The following is a 23,298-nucleotide window of genomic DNA, read 5'->3' on the forward strand; positions in this document are numbered from 1 at the left end:
TCCTACGGGGTGTCGGCGAAACCCGCTCCGGCCGGTGACCGCGACGCCCGTGACTGCGCCGGGACTGCCGACAGCCCGGGCGCCGGCTCCAGCGGGCGGTCGGTGAAGAACCGGGCCGCGAGGTCCGCGACGTCGTCCGGGCGCTCCAGGACCACCCAGTGGTCGGACTCCCCGATCGTGAGGAATCTGCTTCCCTCGATCGTGGCGGCGAACGCCCGCTGCCGCTCGGGCGAGGTCACCGTGTCGTGCTCGCCCGCGAAGACCAGGGCCGGCACGCCGGTCAGTCCGCCGGAGAAGTCCGGCCGGTGGCACAGCGCCCGGTGCAGCGACTGCGCGGCGTGCGGGGAATGGGTGAGGGCGTACAGGAACGAGCGCCGCACATAGCGCCGCGCCAACTCACCTCGGTGGACCGTGCGTTCGGGGTCCTGGCACATCAGCACCCCGGCGGCCAGGCCGGCCAGCCCCTCCAGGTCGCCGGTCTCCAGCCGGTCGACGGCGCGGCTCCACCGCACCCGCTGCTCCTCGGTGATGTGGGCGGGGACTCCGCCCAGCATCAGCCGGGCGATCCGGCCGGGATGCTGCCGCGCGCAGCCGAATGCGATCGAGGTGCCGTAGGAGAAACCGAAGAGGTTGGCCCTCGGCACGTTCAGATCGTCGATGATCCCGGTGACGGCTGCGTGCAGGACGTCGTCGCCCGCACCGGGCGGCAGCGGGTCCGCGCCGCCCATGCCGGGCAGGTCGGCGGTGACCACGGAGGCGAGCGGCCCCAGGTGGTCGTCCATCTGCGGCCAGCCGTACATCCCCTGGAGCGCGCCGCCGAGAACGATGACCGGCTCGGTGTGCGGCGAGGGCTGCGTCAGGACCCGGTAGCCGTAGCGCAGCCCGTCCACCGACAGGGTCCGGATGATCTCGTCGGCCATGGTTCGGTGCCTCTTGGTTTCCGGGTCAGGCCCTGGTGAGAACGAGTGCGGCGTTGTGTCCGCCGAAACCGAGGGAGGTCTTGACGGCCGCGTCGAACGCTCCCGGCCGGGCCTCCTTGCTCACCACTTCGATGGGGATCGCGGGGTCGGGGGCGTCGAGGTTCACGGTGGGCGGTACGAGCCGGTGCTGGAGCGCCAGCACGGTCAGCGCGGTCTCGATGCCGCCGGCGGCGCCCAGGGTGTGTCCGGTCATCGCCTTCGTCGAGGTGACCAGGGGGTGCTCGCCGAGGACCCGGCGCAGCATGGTCGCCTCGATGAGGTCGTTGGAGATTGTCGAGGTGCCGTGGGCGTTGACATGGCCGATGTCCCGGGCTCCGACCCCGGCGTCCGCGAGCGCGGAGCGCAATGCCCGTTCGATGCCCAGGCCCTCGGGGTCGGGTGCGACGGCGGAGTAGGCGTCGCTGGAGGCGCCGTATCCCGCGATGTGCGCGCGGACGGTGGCGCCGCGGGCCCGGGCGTGCTCCGGCCGTTCCAGCACCAGGAGGCCGGCGCCCTCGCCCACGACGAAGCCGTCCCGGTGCGTGTCGAACGGGCGGCAGGCCGCCTCGGGGTCGTCGCGCCGGGTGGAGACGGCCTTGAGCTGGCAGGCGCTGGCGATCAGCAGCCGGGAGCAGACCGATTCGGCGCCGCCCGCGACGACGATGTCGCAGGCCCCGGTGCGGAGCATCTGATGGGCGGTGCCGATGGCGACGGTGCCGGAGGAGCAGGCGGTGGAGACGGCCTGGCTCGGGCCGAGGGCGCCGAGGTCGGTGGCGACACTGCTGGCCGCGCCGTTGACGACGGTGAGCGGGGCGAGTTTCGGGGAGACCCGGCGCGCGCCGCGCTCGGTGAGGAGGGTGTGCTGTTCGTCGTAGAACGGCAGTCCGCCGTGGGCGGAGCCGATGACGACGGCGACCCGTCCGCCGTCCCAGACCGAGGGGTCGAGTCCTGCGTCGGCGACGGCCTCGCGGGCCGCGATGACGGCCAGTTGCGAGAAGCGGTCCATCAGCCGCGCGGTCGCCACCCCGAGCAGCGCCCGCGGGTCGAGGCCGGTGATGGTGTACATGAAGTCGCAGGGCAGGCCGTGGAGTTCGGGCCGGTGCGGGACCGACGGCGCGGTCGACGCCTCACAGACCGTGCGCCAGCTCGCCTCGGCCCCGGTGCCCGCGGCGGTGACCATGCCGATCCCGGTGACGGCGGCGGCGAACGGCTCGGCGCGGTACGGGCGGCCCGTCACGCGGCGGCCTTGCGGTGCACCGCGTCGACGAGCTGGCCGACGGTGTCCCGCGAGCTCAGCTGGACGTCGTCCAGATCGACGCCCATCCGGTCCTCGATGAGCAGCCGCAGTTCCTCCAGCGCCAGTGAATCCAGGCTGAGGTGACGGAGCGACACCTCGGGCCGGATGGCGAGCGGATCGGTGCCGAAGTTCGCCACCAGCAAGGTGTTGATCTCATCTGCCGTGCTCATGCGGCGCTCCTGCGCTCTCGTACGCGGTGACGCCCTGCCGCGTGAGGTGTGAGTGCCATCGGGGGACGCCGGCTGGTCCGGAGGAACCATATATACGCCTTCGCGAAGGTGATTCCGATCCGCGTTCCCCCGTGCGGTGGGCGGACGTCCAGGTGTGCGAATTCAGTGGTTCTCGGCGGCCCGACGCGCCTCCCGCCGCCGATGACCGGCCCGTACACTCCGCGATCATGACGATCGACATGACCCGGACCGACGGGCCCGCGCTCTTCCCGACGATGTCCACCATGCGCGCGATGCGCCGCCTGAAGCCGGAACCGGTGCCGGACGAGACGCTGGAGCAGCTCATACAGGCCGCCGTCTGGGGTCCCAGCGGCGGCAACATGCAGTGTTACGAGTACGTGGTGGTGACCGACCGCGAGGTGATGGCGGGTCTGGCGCCGCTGTGGAAGCGGTGCGTGGACGCCTACCTGGCGACGACCGGGAAGTACGCGCCCGGGGGAATGGACGACGCGGCGTACGGCCGGATGGTCGCCGCGATCGAGTACCAGCGCGACCACTTCGCCGACACCCCGGCGCTGATCGTGCCCTGCTACCGGTTCCCGGAGCCGCGCCTGGACGAGGAGGGGCTGCTGGCCTCCGCGCAGGCACTCGGCCCGGCCGCGACCGAGCACATGATGAACACCCGGGCGCGCTTCCAGGCTCTCGCCGAGGGCTCCTGCGTCTATCCCGGCGTACAGAACATCCTGCTCGCCGCACGGGCCCTGGGGCTCGCCGCGAACATCACCATCTGGCACCTGATGCTGGAGCAGGAGTGGAAGGAAGCGCTCGGCATCCCCGAGGACATGCACACCTATGCCGCCATTCCGGTCGGGTGGCCGCTGGGCAACTTCGGCCCGGTGCGGCGCCGCCCGGTGGCGGACGTCGTCCACCGCGACCGCTGGTAGCCCCGGGACCCGTCGGCGGCCCGTCCGTCCACCGGGCGGGCCGTCGTCTCGCACCTCAACTCCGTTGGAGTGAAAGGGGGTTCGACACGCCACAGGAGGTGATTGTCATGCCCCGAACAGACGGATACCCTGAGCGGGCTTCGCGGCCCCCGGACCCACCCCACTCGGGTCCGGGGGCCGCCCTTCTCTCTCCGCCCCCCACCGAGCAGGAGCAGGTATGCCCAGCCGCGCCGCCGCCCACACAAAGGGCCGCGCATCCGTCCTGGCGGCCCTCACCGCCACCGTCCTCACCGTGACCGGCTCGCCGGCCCTCGCCGCCGCGGACGGCGGCCACCCGATGAACCGGGCGTTCGCGCGGGCCGCCGCGGAGTTCGACGTGCCGCGCGATCTGCTCGCCGCCGTCGGTTACGGCGAGACCCGGCTCGACGGTCACTCCGGGCGCCCCAGCCAGGCCAACGGCTACGGCGTGATGCACCTGGTGAGCAACCCCACGAACCGGTCCCTGGAACAGGCGGCGGCCCTCACCGGCAAGCCCCTCGCCGAGCTCCGCACCGACACCGCGGCCAATATCCTGGGCGGCGCCGCGGTGCTGCGCAGCTACGCGGACAAGCTCGGCCTCGACGCCCGGGACCGCGACGACATCGACGCCTGGTACCCGGCCGTCGCCCAGTACGGCGGCGCGCAGGGGACGACCGCGGCCCTGTACGCCGACACCGTGTACACCTTCCTGGCCGACGGACTGAAGGCGGTCGTCCCGGGCGGCGAGCGGATCTCGGTGACGAGCCGTCCGGTCTCCCCGCACAAGGGGGCGCTCTCCGCCGCCGACGTACGCACCCAGAGCCCGGACTACCCCTCGGCGCTGTGGGTCCCCGCCAACGCGAGCAACTACGCGAAGGGCCGCTCGGCGAAGATCGACAAGGTGATCGTCCATGTCACGCAGGGCTCGTACGCGGGCTCCATCAGCTGGTTCCAGAACCCGGCCTCGGAGGTGAGCGCCCATTACGTGGTGCGCTCCTCCGACGGCGAGATCACCCAGATGGTGCGCGACAGCGACACCGCGTACCACGCCAGGAGCGCCAACGCCTCGGCGCTCGGCATCGAGCACGAGGGGTTCATCGACGACCCGTCCTGGTTCACGGACACGATGTACCGGTCGTCGGCGGCACTGACCAAGCACCTGTGCGACCGCTACGGGATCCCGAAGGACCGGGCGCACATCATCGGGCACAGCGAGGCACCTGGCAACGACCACACCGACCCGGGGCCCTACTGGGACTGGACCCGCTACATGCAGCTGGTCGGCGGGGACACCGGCGGCGGGGAAGGCGCCGACGGGGTGAGCTTCACCTCGTACGCGACCCAGCAGAGCGGCTCGTCGGGCGCCCAGGTCAAGGCGGTCCAGCAGCTGCTGAACGAGCAGGGCTACGACGCCGGCGCGGTGGACGGCAGCTTCGGCCCGGCCACGAGGACCGCGGTGACGGCGTACCAGTCGGCGCGCGGGCTGAGCGCCGACGGCGTGGTGGGGGCCAGGACCTGGACCGCGCTGCTCTCGGCCGGTACGACGCCGAGCCTCCAGCAGGGCGCTTCGGGCGACGGGGTGAAGCGGCTGCAGCGCTCGCTGACCGCGGCGCTCGGCTCGACGGTGGGAATCGACGGCAGCTTCGGCCCGGCGACCGCGACCGCGGTGCGCGACTACCAGACGGGCCGCGGGCTGACGGCCGACGGCATCGTGGGACCGGACACCTGGACGGCACTGCAGACGGGGCGCTGACCGGCCGTCCCCACGAGCGGGGCGGGCGCGCAAGGACCGCACCGCCCCGCTCCGGGGAGCCATGTCACGTTCAGGTAACCTGCCGGAAACCCTTGACGTTTCTCCTGGCGCGTTCTTAACCTCACTGCGTAGTTCGCATTCCTTGCAGTTCACGTGCTGCGGCGCTTTCCGCAGTGTTTTGACAGGCACAGACATAGACCACCTGTCGGTGGTTTCGTCATGCCTGTTTTTTTGTGCTCCCCGTGCCGCCGATGGGTCTTCCTCGAAGGCGGATTCATGGCACAACGTCCGAGCGTCAAAGGCGTCGGCGACGTCGTTGCGCTCATCGATGGGCTGGGAAAGATCACCGGCCGGGCGCAGGTCATCTGGTTTCTCGTGTTCGGCGGGCTGTTCCTCGACGCCTATTCGAACGCCGCGCTGAGCGCCGGTCTGGGGCCGATGACGTCCCAGATGGAGCTCACCAGCACCCAGGTCTCGATCCTCACGGCCACCGCTCCGGCCCTGGCGATCATCTTCAACCCGGTCGGCGGCTGGCTGGCCACCCGGATCGGCCGCGTGCCCCCGCTGCTCATCGCCAAGGTGTTCGCCATCGCGGGCGCCCTGCTGGCCGCCTTCGCCGGTGATTTCACCGTCGTCTGGCTCGGCCGGGTCCTGGTGGGTGTCGCGTACGGCATCGACTTCGCCGTGGCCATGGCGCTGCTCGCCGAGTACACCCCCGCGAAGCTGGGCGGCCGGCTGAACCTGTGGCAGGCCGTCTGGTACGTCGCCACCACCAGCAACCTCGCGCTCGCCCTGGTCTTCTTCAACCTGGACGTCGGCGCGGACATCTGGCGCTGGTCGGTCGGCTCGGCCGCGGTCGTCGCCGCCGCCCTGCTGCTGGGTCAGTGGCTGATGCTGCGGGAGAGCCCCACCTGGCTGGCGAGCAAGGGCCGGCTGGACGAGGCCGTCGTCAACCTGGAGAAGATCTACCGGATCGAGGCCGTCGCCGGGAAGCCCGACGAGGCGACCCGCGCCGCCACCGAGGCGCCCGCCATCGGCTTCCGCCAGGCCGGGCTGCTCTTCAAGGGCGAGTACCTGCCGCGCACGGTCCTCTCCTCGGTGATCTCGCTCGGGCAGTCGATGCAGTACTTCGCGGTCGGCTGGTACCTCCCGCTGATCAGCCTGACGATCTTCGGCGAGAGCTTCGAGAAGGCGACGATCGGCTCGATGGTCTTCAACGCCTTCGGTATCGCCGGCGGGCTCCTCTCCGCCTACTTCGGCCGCCGGCTGGGACTGCGGCTCAGCTCCGCCGCCGGGTTCGCCGGTGTCTTCGTGGCACTGCTCGCGATGGGGCTGACCTTCGAGAAGGTGCCCACGGCCGTGGCGTTCCTGCTGCCGGTGCTGTTCATCCTCTGCCACTCCGCGGGCCCCGGTGCCAACGGCAAGTCCATCGCCGCGCTCTCGTACAGCAGCGACGTCCGGGCGCTCGGCACCGGTGTCACCGGGATGGTCGGCAGCTTCGGCAGTGTCGTCGGGCTGTACGTCTTCCCGCAGATCAAGGACTCTTTGGGGCTCGCCGACACCTTCCTGGTGCTCTCCGTCGTGCCGCTGCTCGGCCTGATCACCTGCCTGGCGATCAAGTGGGACCCGACGAAGGCCGCCTCCCCCGACGAGGCCGCCGGCCAGGACCGGGCCGCCGTCGCCGCGCAGACGGGTCCCTCCGAATCCGCGGAGTCCCTGACCGCGCGCTGACCGGCCGCCGGGCCTGTCGCACCACACGATGGTCCCCTCCCCTCTCTCCCCCTCCGCACAGCTCGCTCGCGATGCTCGCAATGAAAGGGCTGCAATGACGCAGACGCTCCCCGGCGCCGCCCCACGGCGCGGTGTGCTGTCCATCGACGAGGGCACCACCGGCACCCGGGCCGGAGTCGTCCTCGACTCCGGCGCCGCCCACGAGGTGTTCTACCGGTCGATCAAGGTCAGCCATCCGGACGACCTCTCGGTCGAGCAGGACCCGATGGAGATCTGGTCCGCCACCGTCGAGGTGGCGCGCCGGGCCGTCGGCCGGGCCCGCGAGGAGGGCATCGGGATCACCGCGGTGGCACTCTCCACCCAGCGGGCGACCGCGATGCTGTGGGACCGGGTGACCGGGCGGCCGCTGCTGCCCGCGGTGGTGTGGCAGGACCGGCGGTACGCGGCCGAGCTCACCGCGTACGAAACCGAGTGGGACGCCGCCCTGCTGGCCCGCCAGGGCCGGCCGGTCGGCGCCCGCGCACCGTTCCTCTGGGCCGCCCGGCAGATCGCCGCGCACCCGGAGGTGGCCGCCGCGCACCGCGAGGGCCGGCTGCTCTTCGGCACCGTCGACACCTGGCTGATCTGGCGGCTCACCGGCGGCGCCGTGCACGCCACGACGCCGACGAACGCCGCCTCCACCGGTGGCTACCTGCTGGAGCGGCACGCCTGGGACGAGGAGTGGATCGGCCACCTCGGCTTCCCGCTCGACCTGCTCCCGGAGCTCCGCTCCGACGACGCCGGATTCGGTACGACCGACCCGGCCGCCCTCGGGATCGCCGTCCCGCTGGCCGCCTCCATGGGCGACCAGCACGCCGCGCTCGTCGCACTCGGCGGCCTCGCCGCCGGGCAGGGCATGTGCGTGTACGGGACCGGGGCCTTCGTCGACGCGGCGACCGGCACCACGCCCGCCCTGCCCCGGCCGGACATCTCCGGGGTGCTCGCCCAGCCCGGCCGGCGGCAGGGCGACATCAGCCACTACAGCCTGGAGGCGTACACCTCCACGGCGGGTTCGGCGCTGCGCTGGCTCTGCGACGACCTGGGGCTGTTCGCGTCGCCGAAGGAGCTCGGTGAGGAGGCGGGCCGGGTCCCCACCCGGCCGGGCCGCACCCCGCGTTTCGTCCCGGCGCTCGCCGGGGTCCGTACGCCGGTCTGGCACCCGGAGGCCACCGCCTCCCTCACCGGGCTCACCCTCGCCACCACCCGCGCCGATCTCGCCCGCGCCGTCCTCGACGGGATCGCGCACTCGGTGTGCGACCTGATCGACGGGGTCGCCGACACGATGGGCACACCGTTCACCCGCCTCCGGGTCGGCGGCGGTGTCTCGGGCAGCGACCCGCTGATGCGGATCCAGGCCGACCTGACCGGTCTGCCGCTGGAGCGGGTCTCCGACTCCGCCACCGCCAGCCTGCGGGGCACCGCGTATCTCGCCGGTGTCGCGCAGGGCCTGTGGTCCTCGCTCGAAGAGGTCGTCGAGGCGCAGCCGCTCGGCCGGATCTTCGAGCCCTCGATCACGGCGGCCGAGCGCACCGCGCAGCGGTCCGCCTGGCGCGACGTGCTCATCGCCCACCTGAACGACCCCGCCCTGCTCCCCCTGACGGACCCCGAACCTCGCACCCCCCACTGACGGCCCCCCGACCGTCACCCGGCGGCCGGTACCGACCACACGGCCGCCGCACCGAAACACCAGGAGTTGATGTTGTGATCACCATGCCCGCCCGGAAGCCGCGGCGCAGCGCCGCGGCGACCCGCCGAACGCCCCTGCTGCTCGACCGTGCGGCCCTCAAGCGCCGGCTGGCCGACGACACGTACGACGTGCTCGTCATAGGCGGCGGCATCACCGGGGCGTACGCCGTGCTCGACGCGGCCTCGCGCGGGCTGCGCGCGGCGCTGGTCGAGAAGGACGACTTCGCCTCCGGTACGTCGTCGAAGTCCTCGAAGATGGTGCACGGCGGCCTGCGCTACATCGAGCAGGGCAATGTCAACCTGGTCCGCCACTCGCTCCTGGAGCGGCACCGCTTCCGCAAGAACGCCCCGCACCTGGTGCACCGGCTGCCGTTCCTCTTCCCGATCCTGGAGAAGGAGGGCATCTTCGACGCCCGCCTCGCCAAGGGCTTCGAGGGTCTGCTGTGGACGTACGACCTGGTCGGCGGCTGGCGGATCGGCAAGCTGCACCAGCGGCTCACCGTCCCCGAGGTCCTCGCGCAGGCGCCGACGCTGCGTGCGGAGAACCTCAAGGGCGGGCTGATGTACTTCGACGCCCGCACCGACGACGCCCGCCTCGTCCTCACCATCGTGCGGACCGCCGCCGCGCTCGGTGCGACGGTCCTCAACGGCGCCAGGGCCGAGGGTCTGCTGATGCAGGCGGGCAAGGTGGCCGGCGCCCGGGTCTCGGCGGACGGCGACAGCTTCGACATCCGGGCGCGGGCCGTCGTCAACGCCACCGGCGTCTGGACCGATGAGCTCGACGCGAAGGCGGACGACGGCCACAAGCCGCAGGTCAGGCCCGCCAAGGGCGTCCACATCGTGGTGCCGTGGGACAAGGTGCGGATCAACTGCACGGTCACCGTGCCGATCCCCGGCCGGGCCCGCCGCGCGACCTGCACCCGCTGGGGCAACAGCGTCGTGCTCGGCACCACCGACGAGGACTACCAGGGCTCCCCCGACGATGTGCACTGCACCCGGGAGGAGATGGACTTCCTGCTGGAGGGCGCCAACACCGCCTTCGAGGGGAAGCTCACCCCGGACGACGTGGTCGGCTCCATCGGCGGTCTGCGCCCGCTGGTCGGCGGCAAGGAGGGCGCGACCCTCGACATGCGCCGCGACCACCACATCACCATCGGCCGCACCGGGATGGTGACGGTGACCGGCGGCAAGCTCACCACCAGCCGGCACATGGGCGAGCTCGTCATCGACAAGGTGATGACCGTCCTCGGCCGCAAGGGCAGGAGCCGCACCACCGACCTCCCGCTGCTCGGCGGTGCCGGTTACGACGCCGAGGCCGTCGCGGCCTCCGGTGGCATCGCCGCGCACCTCGGCGAGCGCTTCGGCACCGAGGCCCGTTTCGTCGGCGACCTGATCCAGGACGACCCGTCGCTGGCCGAGCCGATCGTCGCGGGACTCCCGTACACCAAGGCGGAGGTCGTCTACGCGGCCCGCGCCGAACTGGCCCGCTCGGTCGACGACGTGCTCTCCCGCCGGATGCGCGCCCGGCTGTTCGCCCGGGACGCGTCCGCCGACGCCGCCGGGGCCGTGGGCGCGATCCTCGGCCGGGAACTGAACCTCACTCAGGCCGAGGTGGAGCGTTCGGTCTCCGAGTACCTCGCAGCCGTCCGTCACGAAAAGTCCGTACTCCTCGAAGGGGCAGCAGCATGATCAGCCGTCAGACCATCACCCACCCGTTCAACCGGGGCAACTACACGATCGGCGCCCCCAGCTTCGCCAAGTGGGCGCAGAACACCCCGATCGGGGACGGCGAGGCCGCCCTCCAGGTGAACCCGGTCGAGGTGCCCGAGAGCGTGATCGAGGCGCTGCGCGAGGCGGCGCACGCGGTGCACACCGCCCGCGAGGAGGTGGTCACCCGGACCCGTGACTGGTGGGCCGGCTCGATGATCGGCGAGACCGAGGGCCGTCCCGCGACGCCGGACGCCGTGATCGTCGAGGCGGCCGACGCCGACCAGGTCGCGGCCGTGCTGCGGATCTGCCACGAGGCCGGCATCCCGGTCACGCCGTCCGCCGGCCGCTCCAATGTCACCGGTGCGGCGCTCCCCGTCTTCGGCGGCGTCGTCCTGGATGTCTGCGGGCTGAACCGGATCACCGGCTTCGACGCCGAGTCGAACGTCGTGGACGTCCAGGCCGGCATGTTCGGCGACCTCTTCGAGAAGCAGCTCCAGGAGGAGTACGGCGTCACCACCGGCCACTGGCCGTCCGCGTTCGCCGTCTCGACGGTCGGCGGCTGGATCGCCTGCCGCGGCGCCGGTCAGCTCTCCACCCGCTACGGCAAGATCGAGGACATGGTCGTCGGCGTGGACGTGGTGCACGCCGACGGCACCCGGGCCACGTACGGCGACTACGCGCGCGCCGCGGTCGGCCCGGACCTGCGCCAGTTGTTCGTCGGCTCCGAGGGCACCCTCGGCGTCATCGTCTCGGCCCGGCTGCGGGTGCACCCGCTGCCGGAGTACGCCGACGCCGTGGCGTACGGCTTCAAGACCTTCGCCGAGGGCCTGGACGCCTGCCGCAGGATCATGCAGCGCGGTGCGACCCCGGCCGTCCTGCGGCTGTACGACACCCTGGAGTCGGGCACCCACTTCGGCCACCCGGAGACCAACCTCCTGCTCGTCGCCGACGAGGGCGACCCGGCCATCGTCGACGCCTCGATCAAGGTGGCGGCCGAGGTCTGCGAGGAGTACGGCCCCGAGCTGGACAGCAAGGCGGTCTTCGAACGCTGGCTGGACGAGCGGATGCTGGTCGGCAAGTCCGCCGACGGCTTCAAGCCCGGCCCCGGCTTCGTCGCCGACACCCTGGAGATGGCCGCGTCCTGGACCGACCTCCCGGTGATCTACGACGAGGTGGTCGCCGCGATCCAGTCGGTGCCCGGCACCCTGGCGGCCTCGGCCCACCAGTCCCACGCCTACACCGACGGCGCCTGCGTCTACTTCTCGCTGCGCGGCGACGTGGCTCCCGAGTCGCGCCGCGACTGGTACCGCTCGGTGTGGGACGCGGCCAACGCCGTGCTGATCGAGCACGCGGCGGCGCTCAGCCACCACCACGGCTGCGGTCTGCTGCGCGGCCCCTACCTGGAGGAATCCCTCGGGGCGGGCTTCGCGACCTTCGTCGCGGTGAAGAAGGCCCTGGACCCGGCCGGCATTCTCAACCCTGGCAAACTGGGCCTTCCCAGCCGATTCGGTACGTCTCCGCTGAACTGACTCCAGGTCCTCCGTCTGGGTCATGCCGGACCCCGCGACCCCGGCATGACCCGCACGAGAGGCCCCTGGCCGGCAGCAGCCACGAACCCCTTCCTCCCCAGGCAGGCCCTTGCCATGACCCCTTCCCCCTCCCGGTCCGGTGCCCCGCTCGACCCCCGGCTCACCGCGGCGTTCGCCGAGGTGCCGGTCGTCGCGTCGGTCGTCGGGACCCAGCCGCTGCGGCAGTTCCTGACCGCACCGGCCAAGGTGTGCATCCTCGCCTCGTTCGCGGTGGGGCAGTTGCCCCAGGTCGTGCCGGCGCTGGGCCGGGCGGGGAAGACCGTGTTCGTCAACGTGGACAGCAGCCCCGGTCTGGCCCAGGACCGGGGCGCGCTGGAGTTCATCAGGAACATGGGCGCGCACGGCGTGGTCAGCACCCGGCTCTCCCTCATAGAGAAGGGCCGCCCGCTCGGCCTGCTGACGATGATGAAGGTGTTCGTCACCGACCGGTCCAATCTGCGCCGCTCCACGGACGCGATCTCGCGCGGGGCGCCGGACCTGGTCGAGATCATGCCCGCCCCGATCATCGGCCGGATGAGCGCGCAGGCACAGCGCGCGATGTCCCCGTCGGTGGCCGCGGGCTTCGTGGAGAGCCCCGCGGACGTCGCGCTGGCACTGGCCCTCGGGTCGGCCGCCGCCGCCACGTCCGACCCCCGCCTCTGGACTCTGCGCCGGGACCAGCTGCCGCCGGTCCCGCCCTCCGCTCCGAAGAGGCCCGTCCCACCCCAGGAGTAACCCCCCATGACGTATGTGGTCATAGCCCGCTACCGCACCAGGGCCGGTGAGGAGAACACCGTCCTGCCCCTGCTCGACACGATGGCCGCCGCCTCCCGCGAGGAGCCCGGCAACCTCGCCTACCGGGTCCACCAGGGCACCGAGGACCCGCGCGCGATCGTGCTGTACGAGGAGTACGCCTCCGAGGCCGACTTCACCGCGCACTGCGCCACCCCGCACTTCCAGGAGATCGTGCTCGGCAAGGTCGTGCCGCTGCTGGAGAGCCGGGACGTGCTGCGCTGCGCGCCGCGTCCGGAGGTGACGGCGTGAAGACCCGTGCGGTGGTGCTGCGCGGGATATCGACGGCCCGCCCGTACTCCGGGACCCGTCCGGTCGAGGTGGAGGAGCTGGAGCTGGGCGCCCCTCGCGAGGGCGAGGTGCTGGTCCGGATCGCGGCCGCCTCGCTCTGCCACTCGGACCTCTCGGTGGTCAACGGCGACCGGGTCCGCCCGCTGCCGATGGCCCTGGGCCACGAGGCGGTGGGCGTGGTCCAGGAGACCGGACCGGGTGTCGGGCGGGTCTCCCCCGGCGACCATGTCGCGCTGGTCTTCGTGCCGAGCTGCGGCTTCTGCGGCGACTGCGCACAGGGCCGGCCGGCCCTGTGCGCGCAGGCCGCGGCGGCCAACGGCTCGGGGGCGCTGCTGCACGGCCCGTCGCTGCTGACCGACGCCGCCGGCAACCCGGTCCACCACCAGCTGGGCGTGTCCGCGTTCTCCGAACACGCGGTGCTGGCCCAGGAGTCGGTGGTGCCGATCCCCAAGGACGTTCCGTTCACCGTGGCGTCGATGTTCGGCTGCGCGGTGCTGACGGGCGCGGGCGCGGTGATCAACACGGCGGCCCTGCGTCCGGGGCAGTCGACGGTGGTCTACGGCCTGGGCGGGGTGGGCCTCTCCGCGGTGCTGGGTGCCCGCGCCGCGGGGGCGTATCCGATCGTCGCGGTCGACCCGGTCCAGGAGAAGCGCGAGCTGGCTCTCCGGCTGGGTGCGACGCATGCCTGCGCCCCCGATGACGCGCTGCGACAGATCCGTGAACTCACCTCCGGTGGCGCCGAGCTGGCGGTTGAGGCGGTGGGCAGTCCGAAGGTGATGGCGCAGTGCCTGTCGGCCGTGGCACGGGGCGGCAAGGTCGTCTCGGTGGGCCTGCCCGCACCGGACCGGGTGCTGGAGGTACCGGCCCTGGCGTTCGCGGGCGAGGGCAAGTCGCTGCTGGGCTCGTACATGGGTGACGCGGTGCCGCGCCGCGACATCCCGAGGTTCCTGGACCTGTGGCGGGCGGGTCTGATGCCGGTGGAGCAGATGCACACGGGCACGCTGCCGCTGAGCGACATCAACGCGGCGATGGAGGAGCTGGCTTCGGGCCGGGCGATCCGTCAGGTCATCGACACCTCGGGGATGCTGAACGGCTGACGCCCCGGGCCGTGAAACGGCCGGTGGCGCCCCTGGATGCCCGAGGGGCGCCGCCGGCCGTCGGCCGTCAGCTGTCGGCCTCCTCGGTCTCCGGCGCGGACGCGGGCGTGAAGTGCAGGGTGATCCTGCGCCGGCCGATGCGCCATCCCCGCTCACCGCGCACGATCACGTCCTCGTAGGTCACGCTTCCGCACTGACCGTCGGCACCGGCACCGATCCCCTTGGACCGCGCGTGGACCCGGCCGTCCCCGGCCTCGGTCAGGACGATGTTGGTGACATGGTGGCCCACGGGTGCGCCGGGCTTGCCCGCCCGCGCCCTCGCCATGTCCCGGAAGGCGGCCAGCCCGTGCACCTCCCCGTGCCCGAGGTTCGAGGTTTCGTAGACGATGTCGTCGGTGAACAGCTCGTCCAGCCGGTCCAGTTCGTCGTTGTCGACCAAGTGCCCGTGCAGGGCGAGCAGTTCGGAGATGTCCAGACGGTCCTCGACACTGAGCGTCATCGCCGGTCCTTTCGTGAGAGCTCTCGCGACGGTGCGGCAGTTATACGGGGAGGGCTCCCCGTACGACCCGGCACAGCACCGGTCGCACACCGTCGTGGCCCGGGGAGTTCATTCCGCTGGAGCAACCGCGGCACGGTCGTAACGAAGCAGCACGACCCCGTTGCCGAACTCCCGGCTCCCGGCCGGACGGAGGCCGGTCCGCACCGCCGAGGCCGGAAAGAGGGGTTTGCCCCGGCCGATGAGGACCGGATGGACGTAGACGCGGTACTCGTCGACCAGATCGAGCCGCATGAAGGTCGCGGCGAGATCGGCGCCCCCGAGACACAGGTCCCCGCCGGGCTGCGCCTTCAGTGCCCTGATCTCCTCCGCGTCGACCTCCCGCCTGATCGTGGTGTTCCAGTCGGCCCGTTCCAGGGTCCGGGAGAACACGATCTTGGGCATGTCCCGCCAGATGCCGGCGAAGTCCGCCACGGTTTCGGTGGCGGAGGGATCGGAGTCGGCGGTCGGCCAGAAGTCCGCCATGAGCTGATGGGTCACCCGGCCCTCCAGGAAGCCGCCCATGGCCCTGAGCTGCTCGTTGAAGTGACGGTGCAGTTCGTCGTCGACCAGGTGCCAGTCGATCTCGCGGTCCGGCCCCTCGATGAAGCCGTCGAGGGACACCTGGGACATCAGGACGATCTTCCTCATCGCAATCCTCTTTGCCGGAGGCGTCGCGCCACACGGTCGCCCGGCGCCAGAACAGTTGACGCCTCGGCCGCGCACCTGGCAACGAATGACACACCTCGTGGGCACTCCACGGCACAGCTCCGCGCGGCACGGCAGGACCGGCATACGGTGATTCGGTCGAAGCGGCATCGCTGCGGCCGGTGCGTTCCCACGGCCCGGAAAGAGGTTCGGTATGAGAGTCGGTACGGCCCGTTCGGCCGCGGTCCAGTGGGTCACCGAGCATGCCCGGCCCGGTCCCGGCTTCCGCGGCGCCTATTTCAGCGGCTCCACGGTGGGCCTGCCGGACGACGCCGGGCTGTCCCCGTTCTCGGACGTGGACGTGGTGGTCGTCACCGCCGCACCGGACCCGCCGGCCGGGCCGGGCAAGTTCCGTTTCCGGGGTGTGCTGCTGGAGGTCAGCCATCTGCCGTGGGAGGAGCTCGCCTCGGCTGACGGGGTGCTCTCCTCGTACCATCTGGCGGGGAGCTTCCGCCGGGACACGGTCATCGAAGACCCGACGGGCCGGCTGCGCGAACTGCGGGCGGACGTCTCGCGCCGGTTCGCCGAGCGGCGCTGGGTGCACCGCAGGTGCCTGGACGCCGAGCGCCGGATCGAGACCCGCCTCGCCGCCTTCGACGCCTCCGCGCCGTTCCATGAACAGGTGATGTCCTGGCTGTTCCCCACCGGGGTCACCACCCATGTCCTGCTGGCCGCCGCGCTGCGCAACCCCACGGTCCGGCTGCGGTACCCGGCGGCCCGTGAGGTCCTCGACGCGTACGGGCAGGGGCAGCTGTACCCCGAGCTGCTGGAACTGCTCGGGTGCGCAGGGCTGTCCGCGCCCAGGACGGGGCACCACCTGGACGAGCTGGCCCGCACCTTCGACGCGGCCGCGGAGGTCGCCCGTACGCCGTTCTTCTTCAGTGGCGACATCACCGCCGGGGCGCGGCCGATCGCCATCGACGGCAGCCGGCACCTCATCGAGCGGGGCGACCACCGCGAAGCGGTGTTCTGGATCATCGCGACCTTCGCGCGCTGTCACACCGTACTGGCCGTGGACGCCCCCGAACTGCACCGCGCACGGCTCCCGGCCTTCCAGGAGGCCGTCGCCGATCTCGGCATCACGTCCACCGATGACCTGCTCCGCCGGGGCGAGGAGGTCATCGCCTTCCTTCCCGGACTCCGGCGGACCGCCGGACGGCTCCTGGCGGCCAACACGGACATCACCGGCACCACCGGATGACGCGGGCGGCGGACACCGGGCGGCGGCACACCTCAGTAGTGGCCCGTCCTGCCGTCCAGGATCTCTCTGATGGCGTCCAGGTGGCCCGCGTGCCGGGCGGTCTCCTCGATCATGTGGAGCAGGATCCAGCGCAGGCTCGCGCCCGAGGCCTCGAAGTCCGGGTGCCGGCCCACGTCGTCGAGCGAGCCTGCCGCGATGATCTCGTTCGACGTCGCGACCTGCCGGTCGTAGTCGTCCAGCAGCTTCGCGAGCGGAACGCCCTCGACCATCATGCCGGCGTCCTTCGGCCCGTCGAAGATGGGCCCCACCGCCGGGCGGCCCATCAGGACGACCTCGAACCAGAGGTGCTCGGCCCAGCGGAGGTGCGACATGACACCCGCCATCGTCATGAGCGGCGAGGACGGCAGGACGGAGCGGTGCGCGTCCGCCTCCGAGAGTTCCTCGCACTTCCAGCGGGCGGTCGCGCGTTGCGTGTCGAGCCAGCCGGCGAGCTGGGTCCGCTCGTCCGCGTCGTAGGCGGGGCGCTCGCGGGAGGGGTACAGGGAGGGCGACATGGTCATCGAAATTACCCGAGGCGAGGTCACACCTCACAACACTTTTCGGCCGATGCGACGCCGGACTCCCCTCCACCCGGGCCGGTCGCCCTGATACCTTGACCGGCATGTTCCTCCCCCTTGCGTAGGGCCCCGCACTGACCGCACCCCGCTTCCACCGGGTGCGGCACTCCGGTGTCCCCGCATGCCCGCAGCGCCCTCTTCGCGCTGCCCCCACGAGGAACGTACCGATGCTCTCGCCCTCACCCGTGCCTTCACGCACGCCTTCGTACGCCACTGTCCTGCGTACCCGTCACGCCGCCCGCACCTTCGGTTCCGCCCTGCTGGGGCGGCTCTCGTACGGGATGGTCTCCCTCTCCCTGATGCTGGCGGTGAAAGCCGCCACCGGCTCGTACTCCGTCGCCGGTGCCGTCATGGCCCTGTACGGGGCGGCCAGTGTCCTCGTCTCCCCCGCCCGTGCCGCGCTGATCGACCGGCACGGGCCGCGCCGGGCCCTGCCGCCGATGGCCGGGGTCTACGCGGTACTGCTCGCCGCCCTCGCGTACGCCACCTGGCGGCCGGGGGCCCCGGCGTTCCTGCTGGGGGCGTTGGCCGCCGCTGCGGGGGTCTGTACACCACCGCTGGGGCCGGTGATGCGGACCCTGTGGAGCGGTCTCGTCGCCGACCGGGAGCTGTTGCGGCGCGCCTACAGTCTGGACGGTGTCGCCGAGGAACTCCTCTTCGTCAGTGGTCCGTTGCTGGTGGGGGTGGTGGTGAGGTGCGCCTCGCCCGCGGCCGGGATCGCGGTCAGCGCCGCGCTGATCCTCGTGGGCACCTTGGCGCTGGTGTCGTCACCGGCGGTCCGCGGTGCGGGCGTGGCGCCGTCGGACGACAAGGCCGCCGGACCGGATGACCCGCAGGTCGGACGGCGGCTGCTCGGCGTCGTCGGACTGCGGCACGCGGTGCTGGTGACGGCGGCCGTGGGCCTGTGCCTGGGGGGCCTGGACCTGCTGGTGGTGGCATTCACCGAGCAGCGCCACCAGGGCACGGCGGCCGTGTCGTGGGTGCTCGCCGCGCTCTCGGCCGGAAGCGCGGTCGGGGGGCTCGCCCACGGCGCCGTCCCCTGGCGGGCGTCGAACCGGGCGCGGCTCCCGCTGCTGGCCGCCGGACTGGGCGCCGCCGTGGTCGGGGCCGGGCTGTCGCCCGGTGTGTACGTGCTGGCCGCGTTCGCCGCGGTGGCCGGGCTGTTCGTCGCGCCGGCGCTGACCACCGCGTACCTCATCGCGGACGAGTCCGTGGGCGCGGGCAGCCGCACACAGGCGGGGGCCTGGGTGAACACCGCGGTCAACGCGGGGTCGTCGGTGGGCGCCGCGGCGGTGGGTCTGCTGGTGGACCGGCTCCCGCCGGCCGTCTGCTTCGCGGTCGCGGCGGTGCCCGCGCTGTTGTGTGCGGCCGTGGTGGCGCGGGGTGCGACGGCGCGCGGTCCGGTGGACAGTGGCGAGACGGCTCGCGGCGCGGTCAGCCGTTCGTGACCGGGCGGTCCGGCGTTCCCCGGCCGCCCGGTGTCCGCCAGTCCTCCCAGACCGCGGCCAGCTCCGCCTCGATCGCGGGTGCCACCGTGTCCAGCAGCCGTATCTGCGCCCCCGGCCCCGCCAGTGCCATGCGGTACGGGTGGGGCCGGCCGCCCGGATCGGCGCCGAGGGCCGTGACCGAGCCGATGACGCGGTTGGGGCCCAGGATTCCGGGGAGTTCACGCATCTCCGGGTCCATGAGGTCCAGGTCCTCGACCAGCAGCTCGCAGCCGTCGTACGAGGCCCGTGTCATCGCCCTGACCCCGCCGCCCCGCTCCCCGGACCGCCCCAGGACCAGGGTGTCGCGCCACAGCATCCGCGCACCGGCCGCCAGCGAGACCTCCATGGAGCGCTCGACCCGGGCCCCCGAGGAGATCACGAACGGCCGGGCGTCCCAGTGCAGTTCGCCGCCCTCCGCCACATCGACGCGGGCCCGCCACCGCGACGTGCCGCCGCGGTGGTCGTACGCCACCAGGCCGGACGGCTCGACCAGCTCCAGCCGGGCGCCGGGGCCGACCGAGATGTCCAGCAGCAGATCGTCGCCCGCGAGCAGGCCCGCCCGGGTGCCGACCAGAGCGATCCGCAGACGGTCGGCGGACGGCAGCAGGGGCCGGGGCGCGAGGAAGGAGCCCAGGCGCAGTTCGCGCGCGAGGTGGCGGCCCGGACCGTCGCGCTCCACGGCGACGACGGTGGGCTCGGCGGATTCCTCGGTCACGAGTCGTCGTGGCTGTGGCTGTGGGGCGCCATCGGGCCAGGGTCGGTGGGGACATGGGTGCCCGAGCGGTGACGTTCGAGCATCTCCCTCACCCAGTTGGCCAGCCGGGCGACCGAGACCGGGTCGTTCTTGGAGAGCGCGAGGACCGGCAGACCGTCGCGCGCGCTCGACGCGTCGGCGACCATCGCGTCCACGTCGACCTCCACATGGGGCGCGAGGTCGGTCTTGTTGATGATCAGGAGGTCGGCGCCGGTGATGCCGGGGCCGCCCTTGCGGGCGACGTCGCCGCCGCCCGCGACATCGATGCAGAACAGCTGGGCGTCGGCGAGGGCCGGGCTGAAGGTGGCGGTGAGGTTGTCGCCGCCGCTCTCGACGAGCACCAGGTCGAGCGGGCCGTACGCCTCCTCCAGGTCCTCCACGGCATCGAGGTTGGCGCTGATGTCGTCCCGGATCGCGGTGTGCGGGCAGGCGCCGGTCTCGACGGCCCGGATGCGCTCGGTGGGCAGCACACCGGCCGAGCGGAGGAAACGGGCGTCCTCGTCGGTGTAGATGTCGTTGGTGACGACGCCCATGGCGAGTTCGCCGGCCAGTTCGCGGCACAGGGTGGCGAGGATCGAGCTCTTGCCGGTGCCGACCGGGCCGGCGACGCCGAGGCGCAGAGCGCGCGGCTGGTGGGGATGCCGGTCGGGCGTGGAGTCGAGGTGCTGGTCAGGCAAGGAAGAGTCTCCGTTCTCGTCGTGCGTGTTCGAGCGCCCACTGTTCGGTGAGCGGGGGTGTGCGGGCGGGCAGTTCCGCCGGGGTGCGTACCGCGAGCGCCTCGGCCACCGCGGCCGCCGCGTGCGGCTCGGCGTCGAGGATCCAGGCGACCGGGTCCAGCGGGTCGCCGGGCAGCAGTTTGAGCGCCGCCGAGGTGATGGTCTGGAGTTCGTCGTAGACGACGCCCCGCGCCAGCTCCTCCTCCGACACCTTCATGACGGCCCCGAGTGCGCCGAGTGCCACCGGACGCAGCGGACGGGGGCGGACCCCGGTCAGCGCGGTGACCGCCGGGTGGCCGGGGGCCAGCCGGCGCGCCAGCCGCTGTACGCCGCGTCCGAGCGTCGCCGATGCCTCGCGCAGGGGTGCGGCCGGGGTCCGGGCGGCGAGGGCCTGTTGTACGGGGCCGTACTCCACCGGGTCCCGGCCGGCGGCCCGCAGGGCGAGTACGGCGGCGGCGGCCTCGGTGACGGCCGCGGTGTGCAGCCGGGCCCTCAGCAGGGCGGGGATCCGGTCGCGGGTGAGACCCGCCGCGACGGCCGGTTCGAGTCCCGCGCTGTAGGTGTACGCGCCGACCGGGAGCCGTCCGTCGGCGAGCAGCAGGGGTGCCAGGCCGGCCATCAGAACATGGAGTACCGCTGGGCCAGCGGCAGTTCGGTGGCGGGGGCGGGCTCCACGAGCTCTCCGTCGATCCGGATGGCGAAGGTCTCCGGGTCGACCTCGATGTCCGGGAGCGCCGTGTTGTTCGGCAGGTCCGCCTTGGTGAGGTGGCGGGTGGGCCGTACCGCGACCAGTTCCCTGACCAGACCGAGGCGTTCGGCGAGTCCGTCGGCCAGGGCCGACGGGGCGACGAAGCTGACCGAGAGATGCGGGGCGGCCTCGGCGGCGGCGGTGGGGCGCAGGAGGACGGGCTGCGTGGTGGGGATCGCGGCGTTGGCGTCGCCGAGCGGTGCGTACACCACCATGCCGCCCTTGATCACGGCTGCGGGCCGGATGCCGAAGAAGGCGGGGTCCCACAGCACGAGGTCGGCGAGCTTCCCCGGTTCGACGGAACCGACGACATGGTCGATGCCGTGGGCGACCGCCGGGCAGATCGTGTACTTGGCGATGTAGCGGCGGGCGCGTTCGTTGTCGGCGGGCAGTTCGCTGCCCCGGTCCCCGAAGCGCTGCTTCATCGTGTGCGCGACCTGCCAGGTGCGGCAGATGACCTCGCCGATGCGGCCCATGGCCTGGGCGTCCGAGGAGGTGATGGAGAGCGCGCCGATGTCGTGCAGGACGTCCTCGGCGGCGATCGTGGTGGCGCGGATGCGGGACTCGGCGAAGGCGAGGTCCTCGGGGACGCGCGGGTTGAGGTGATGGCAGACCATCAGCATGTCGAGGTGTTCGGCGACGGTGTTGACGGTGTGCGGGAGCGTGGGGTTGGTGGACGCCGGGAGGATGTTGGGGTGGGAGGCGACGGTGATGATGTCGGGTGCGTGGCCGCCGCCCGCGCCTTCGGCGTGGAAGACGTGGATGCCGCGTCCGCCGATGGCGTCCAGGGTTCCCTCGACGTAGCCGGCCTCGTTGAGGCTGTCGGCGTGCAGGGCGACCTGGAGGCCGTGTTCGTCGGCGGCCTTGAGTGCCGCGTCGATGGCGGCGGGGGTGGCGCCCCAGTCCTCGTGGACCTTGTAGCCGCCCGCTCCGCCGAGTGCCGCCTCGCGCAGGGCCTCCTCGCCGACGGTGGAGCCCTTGGCGAACAGCATGACGTTGAGCGGGACCCGGTCCAGGGACCGGTGCATCATCGCGAGGTTCCAGGCACCCGGGGTGACCGTGGTGGCCTTGGATCCCTCGGTGGCGCCGGTGCCGCCGCCGATGACGGTGGTGGTGCCGGTGGCGAGCGCCTCGTGGAGGGTCTCCGGCATGAGGAAGTGGACGTGGGTGTCGATGGCTCCGGCGGTGAGGATGCGGCCCTCGCCGGAGACGACGTCGGTGCCGGGTCCGATCACCAGGCCCGGGTGGACGCCGTCGCTGATGTCGGGGTTGCCGGAGCGGCCGAGAGCGACGATCCGTCCGGACCGGACACCGACGTCGGTCTTGACGATGCCCCAGTGGTCCAGGACGACGACGTTGGTGATGACGAGGTCGAGGGCGCCGTCGGCGCGTGCGGCGGTGGACTGGGCCATGGATTCGCGGATGGACTTGCCGCCGCCGAAGACGGCCTCGTCGCCGCCGAAGCAGCGGTCCTCCTCGACCTCGATCCAGAGGTCGGTGTCGGCGAGGCGGACGCGGTCGCCGGCGGTGGGGCCGTAGAGCGACGCGTAGGCGTCACGGGTAATTCGTGCCATGTCACATGCCATCCGTTCCTGCGGCCCGGGAGTCGTCCGTTCGCGCCGCCTCCGGGTCGTCCGTTCGCCCGGCCCGGGTGCCCGGGACGACGATGCCGGGCACCTTCCGGCGGCCTCCCAGTTCGACGAGGGTGACCTCGGCGCCGACTCCGGGCTCGAAGCGCAGCGAAGTACCGGAAGGAATGTCGAGCCGGAATCCCGCGGTCAGGGCACGGTCGAAAGAAAGTGCGGGATTCGCGTCGGGGAAATGCAGATGCGAGCCGATTTGAATGGGCCGGTCACCGTCGTTCACCACGGTCACATGCAATTGCGTACGGGTGTCATTGATTTTCAGTTCGCCGGACCCGGTCCGGATCTCCCCGGGGATCACGGGATCGGCGAGGTGATCGTGACGAGCTTGCGCCCGTCCGGGAAGGTTGCCTCGACCTGGACGTCACGCAGCATCTCGGGCACACCTTCCAGCACGTCAGCACGGGTGAGGACATTCCTCCCCGCGGTCATCAGGTCGGTGACGCGGGCGCCCTCGCGGGCGCGTTCCATGGCCCAGCAGGAGAGCAGTGCGACCGCCTCGGGGTAGTTGAGCCGTACGCCCCGGTCCCGCCTGTCGCGAGCGACCATTCCGGCGACGCTCAGCAGCAATTTCTCCGTGTCGGACGGAGTGAGAAACATTGGGAAACCTCCATGGCGGCATTCCCCGGAATTCCCGGAATCGCCTCGGCCACGCTCCTCTTATAAGCCTGCCGGCCTCGCCGTGGCAACTTGCGCCGTGCCGCGATAAGTCCCTTTCTGGCCTTATCGACCACCATATACGGGCAAAGTAGACAAATTTTGTGCATCAAGAAACGGTAAAGAGAGGCGGCCGCACACTCCTGTCGGGTTGGGACCGCACAAGTGTCGGTAGCC

General features: G+C 72.1%; 23 protein-coding genes. 11 read left to right on the forward strand and 12 right to left on the reverse strand.

Features of this window, described 5'->3' with window-relative positions:
* Positions 1-2: 2 nt before the first annotated feature.
* The 3 genes from ACWCPY_RS16555 to ACWCPY_RS16565 are packed head-to-tail and all read right to left on the reverse strand — an operon-like array spanning position 3 to position 2,426.
* Positions 3-920, reverse strand: a complete 918-nt coding sequence (locus tag ACWCPY_RS16555; protein ID WP_451265473.1) for an alpha/beta fold hydrolase — start codon at positions 918-920, stop codon at positions 3-5.
* A 25-nt stretch (positions 921-945) separates the two neighbouring features.
* A complete protein-coding gene (locus ACWCPY_RS16560; protein WP_451265475.1) occupies positions 946-2,196 on the reverse strand; it encodes a beta-ketoacyl-[acyl-carrier-protein] synthase family protein in 1,251 nt (416 codons plus the stop codon).
* Entirely contained in the window at positions 2,193-2,426 is a 234-nt protein-coding gene (locus tag ACWCPY_RS16565) for an acyl carrier protein (RefSeq protein WP_403770685.1), read from the reverse strand. The genes ACWCPY_RS16560 and ACWCPY_RS16565 overlap by 4 nt, the downstream gene beginning before the upstream one ends.
* A gap of 227 nt (positions 2,427-2,653) precedes the next feature.
* On the opposite strand from ACWCPY_RS16565, the gene ACWCPY_RS16570 reads away from it, so the two are divergent.
* The 9 genes from ACWCPY_RS16570 to ACWCPY_RS16610 all read left to right on the forward strand — a co-directional run bounded on the left by ACWCPY_RS16570 (position 2,654) and on the right by ACWCPY_RS16610 (position 14,055).
* The gene (locus ACWCPY_RS16570; protein ID WP_451265478.1) at positions 2,654-3,370 is read left to right on the forward strand and encodes a nitroreductase family protein; all 717 of its coding nucleotides are present in this window, start codon (positions 2,654-2,656) and stop codon (positions 3,368-3,370) included.
* A gap of 217 nt (positions 3,371-3,587) precedes the next feature.
* Complete coding sequence (locus tag ACWCPY_RS16575) at positions 3,588-5,141, forward strand: peptidoglycan recognition protein family protein (RefSeq protein WP_451265480.1); 1,554 nt, start codon at positions 3,588-3,590, stop codon at positions 5,139-5,141.
* A gap of 276 nt (positions 5,142-5,417) precedes the next feature.
* Positions 5,418-6,872 (forward strand): MFS transporter, encoded by a 1,455-nt coding sequence (locus ACWCPY_RS16580; RefSeq protein ID WP_451265482.1) that lies wholly within the window; start codon positions 5,418-5,420, stop codon positions 6,870-6,872.
* 94 nt (positions 6,873-6,966) lie between these two features.
* The gene (locus ACWCPY_RS16585; RefSeq protein WP_451265484.1) at positions 6,967-8,538 is read left to right on the forward strand and encodes an FGGY family carbohydrate kinase; all 1,572 of its coding nucleotides are present in this window, start codon (positions 6,967-6,969) and stop codon (positions 8,536-8,538) included.
* 74 nt (positions 8,539-8,612) lie between these two features.
* On the forward strand, positions 8,613-10,286 hold the full coding sequence (locus tag ACWCPY_RS16590; RefSeq protein ID WP_451265486.1) for an FAD-dependent oxidoreductase: 1,674 nt from the start codon (positions 8,613-8,615) through the stop codon (positions 10,284-10,286).
* Positions 10,283-11,836: an FAD-binding oxidoreductase gene (locus ACWCPY_RS16595; RefSeq protein ID WP_451265488.1), complete on the forward strand. Its 1,554-nt coding sequence runs from the start codon at positions 10,283-10,285 to the stop codon at positions 11,834-11,836. Before ACWCPY_RS16590 ends, ACWCPY_RS16595 begins: the two co-directional genes overlap by 4 nt.
* A gap of 114 nt (positions 11,837-11,950) precedes the next feature.
* Positions 11,951-12,610, forward strand: coding sequence for a glycerol-3-phosphate responsive antiterminator (locus ACWCPY_RS16600; RefSeq protein WP_451265490.1), 660 nt, complete (start codon positions 11,951-11,953; stop codon positions 12,608-12,610).
* A 6-nt stretch (positions 12,611-12,616) separates the two neighbouring features.
* On the forward strand, positions 12,617-12,919 hold the full coding sequence (locus ACWCPY_RS16605; RefSeq protein ID WP_451265492.1) for a putative quinol monooxygenase: 303 nt from the start codon (positions 12,617-12,619) through the stop codon (positions 12,917-12,919).
* Positions 12,916-14,055 carry a zinc-binding dehydrogenase gene (locus ACWCPY_RS16610; protein ID WP_451265494.1) on the forward strand — a complete coding sequence of 380 codons (1,140 nt, stop codon included), beginning with the start codon at positions 12,916-12,918 and terminating at the stop codon, positions 14,053-14,055. Before ACWCPY_RS16605 ends, ACWCPY_RS16610 begins: the two co-directional genes overlap by 4 nt.
* A gap of 67 nt (positions 14,056-14,122) precedes the next feature.
* Here the strand turns inward: ACWCPY_RS16610 and ACWCPY_RS16615 are convergent, their stop codons facing one another.
* Both ACWCPY_RS16615 and ACWCPY_RS16620 read right to left on the reverse strand, forming a co-directional pair.
* Positions 14,123-14,554: a nuclear transport factor 2 family protein gene (locus ACWCPY_RS16615; protein WP_451265496.1), complete on the reverse strand. Its 432-nt coding sequence runs from the start codon at positions 14,552-14,554 to the stop codon at positions 14,123-14,125.
* A gap of 108 nt (positions 14,555-14,662) precedes the next feature.
* Positions 14,663-15,241 (reverse strand): dihydrofolate reductase family protein, encoded by a 579-nt coding sequence (locus ACWCPY_RS16620; protein WP_451265498.1) that lies wholly within the window; start codon positions 15,239-15,241, stop codon positions 14,663-14,665.
* A gap of 211 nt (positions 15,242-15,452) precedes the next feature.
* Between ACWCPY_RS16620 and ACWCPY_RS16625 the strand changes: the two genes are divergently transcribed.
* The gene (locus ACWCPY_RS16625) at positions 15,453-16,499 is read left to right on the forward strand and encodes a hypothetical protein (protein WP_451265500.1); all 1,047 of its coding nucleotides are present in this window, start codon (positions 15,453-15,455) and stop codon (positions 16,497-16,499) included.
* 32 nt (positions 16,500-16,531) lie between these two features.
* Here the strand turns inward: ACWCPY_RS16625 and ACWCPY_RS16630 are convergent, their stop codons facing one another.
* Positions 16,532-17,059, reverse strand: a complete 528-nt coding sequence (locus ACWCPY_RS16630; protein WP_451265502.1) for a DinB family protein — start codon at positions 17,057-17,059, stop codon at positions 16,532-16,534.
* A gap of 224 nt (positions 17,060-17,283) precedes the next feature.
* Between ACWCPY_RS16630 and ACWCPY_RS16635 the strand changes: the two genes are divergently transcribed.
* Entirely contained in the window at positions 17,284-18,564 is a 1,281-nt protein-coding gene (locus ACWCPY_RS16635) for an MFS transporter (RefSeq protein WP_451265504.1), read from the forward strand.
* Here ACWCPY_RS16635 and ACWCPY_RS16640 read toward each other — a convergent pair.
* From ACWCPY_RS16640 to ACWCPY_RS16665, 6 genes are read right to left on the reverse strand one after another with little or no spacing between them, the layout of a single operon-like run.
* The gene (locus ACWCPY_RS16640; RefSeq protein WP_451265506.1) at positions 18,551-19,318 is read right to left on the reverse strand and encodes an urease accessory protein UreD; all 768 of its coding nucleotides are present in this window, start codon (positions 19,316-19,318) and stop codon (positions 18,551-18,553) included. The two genes, ACWCPY_RS16635 and ACWCPY_RS16640, sit on opposite strands and share 14 nt — an antisense overlap.
* Complete coding sequence (ureG, locus tag ACWCPY_RS16645; RefSeq protein WP_451265508.1) at positions 19,315-20,034, reverse strand: urease accessory protein UreG; 720 nt, start codon at positions 20,032-20,034, stop codon at positions 19,315-19,317. Before ureG ends, ACWCPY_RS16640 begins: the two co-directional genes overlap by 4 nt.
* Complete coding sequence (locus ACWCPY_RS16650; protein ID WP_451265510.1) at positions 20,027-20,692, reverse strand: urease accessory protein UreF; 666 nt, start codon at positions 20,690-20,692, stop codon at positions 20,027-20,029. The genes ureG and ACWCPY_RS16650 overlap by 8 nt, the downstream gene beginning before the upstream one ends.
* Positions 20,692-22,395, reverse strand: coding sequence for an urease subunit alpha (locus ACWCPY_RS16655; RefSeq protein WP_451265512.1), 1,704 nt, complete (start codon positions 22,393-22,395; stop codon positions 20,692-20,694). The genes ACWCPY_RS16650 and ACWCPY_RS16655 overlap by 1 nt, the downstream gene beginning before the upstream one ends.
* Before the next feature lies 1 nt (position 22,396).
* Positions 22,397-22,765 carry an urease subunit beta gene (gene ureB, locus ACWCPY_RS16660; RefSeq protein WP_451265514.1) on the reverse strand — a complete coding sequence of 123 codons (369 nt, stop codon included), beginning with the start codon at positions 22,763-22,765 and terminating at the stop codon, positions 22,397-22,399.
* Entirely contained in the window at positions 22,762-23,064 is a 303-nt protein-coding gene (locus ACWCPY_RS16665) for an urease subunit gamma (RefSeq protein ID WP_451265516.1), read from the reverse strand. The genes ureB and ACWCPY_RS16665 overlap by 4 nt, the downstream gene beginning before the upstream one ends.
* Positions 23,065-23,298 lie beyond the last annotated feature (234 nt).

This window comes from Streptomyces sp. NPDC002403 (genome assembly GCF_053593015.1).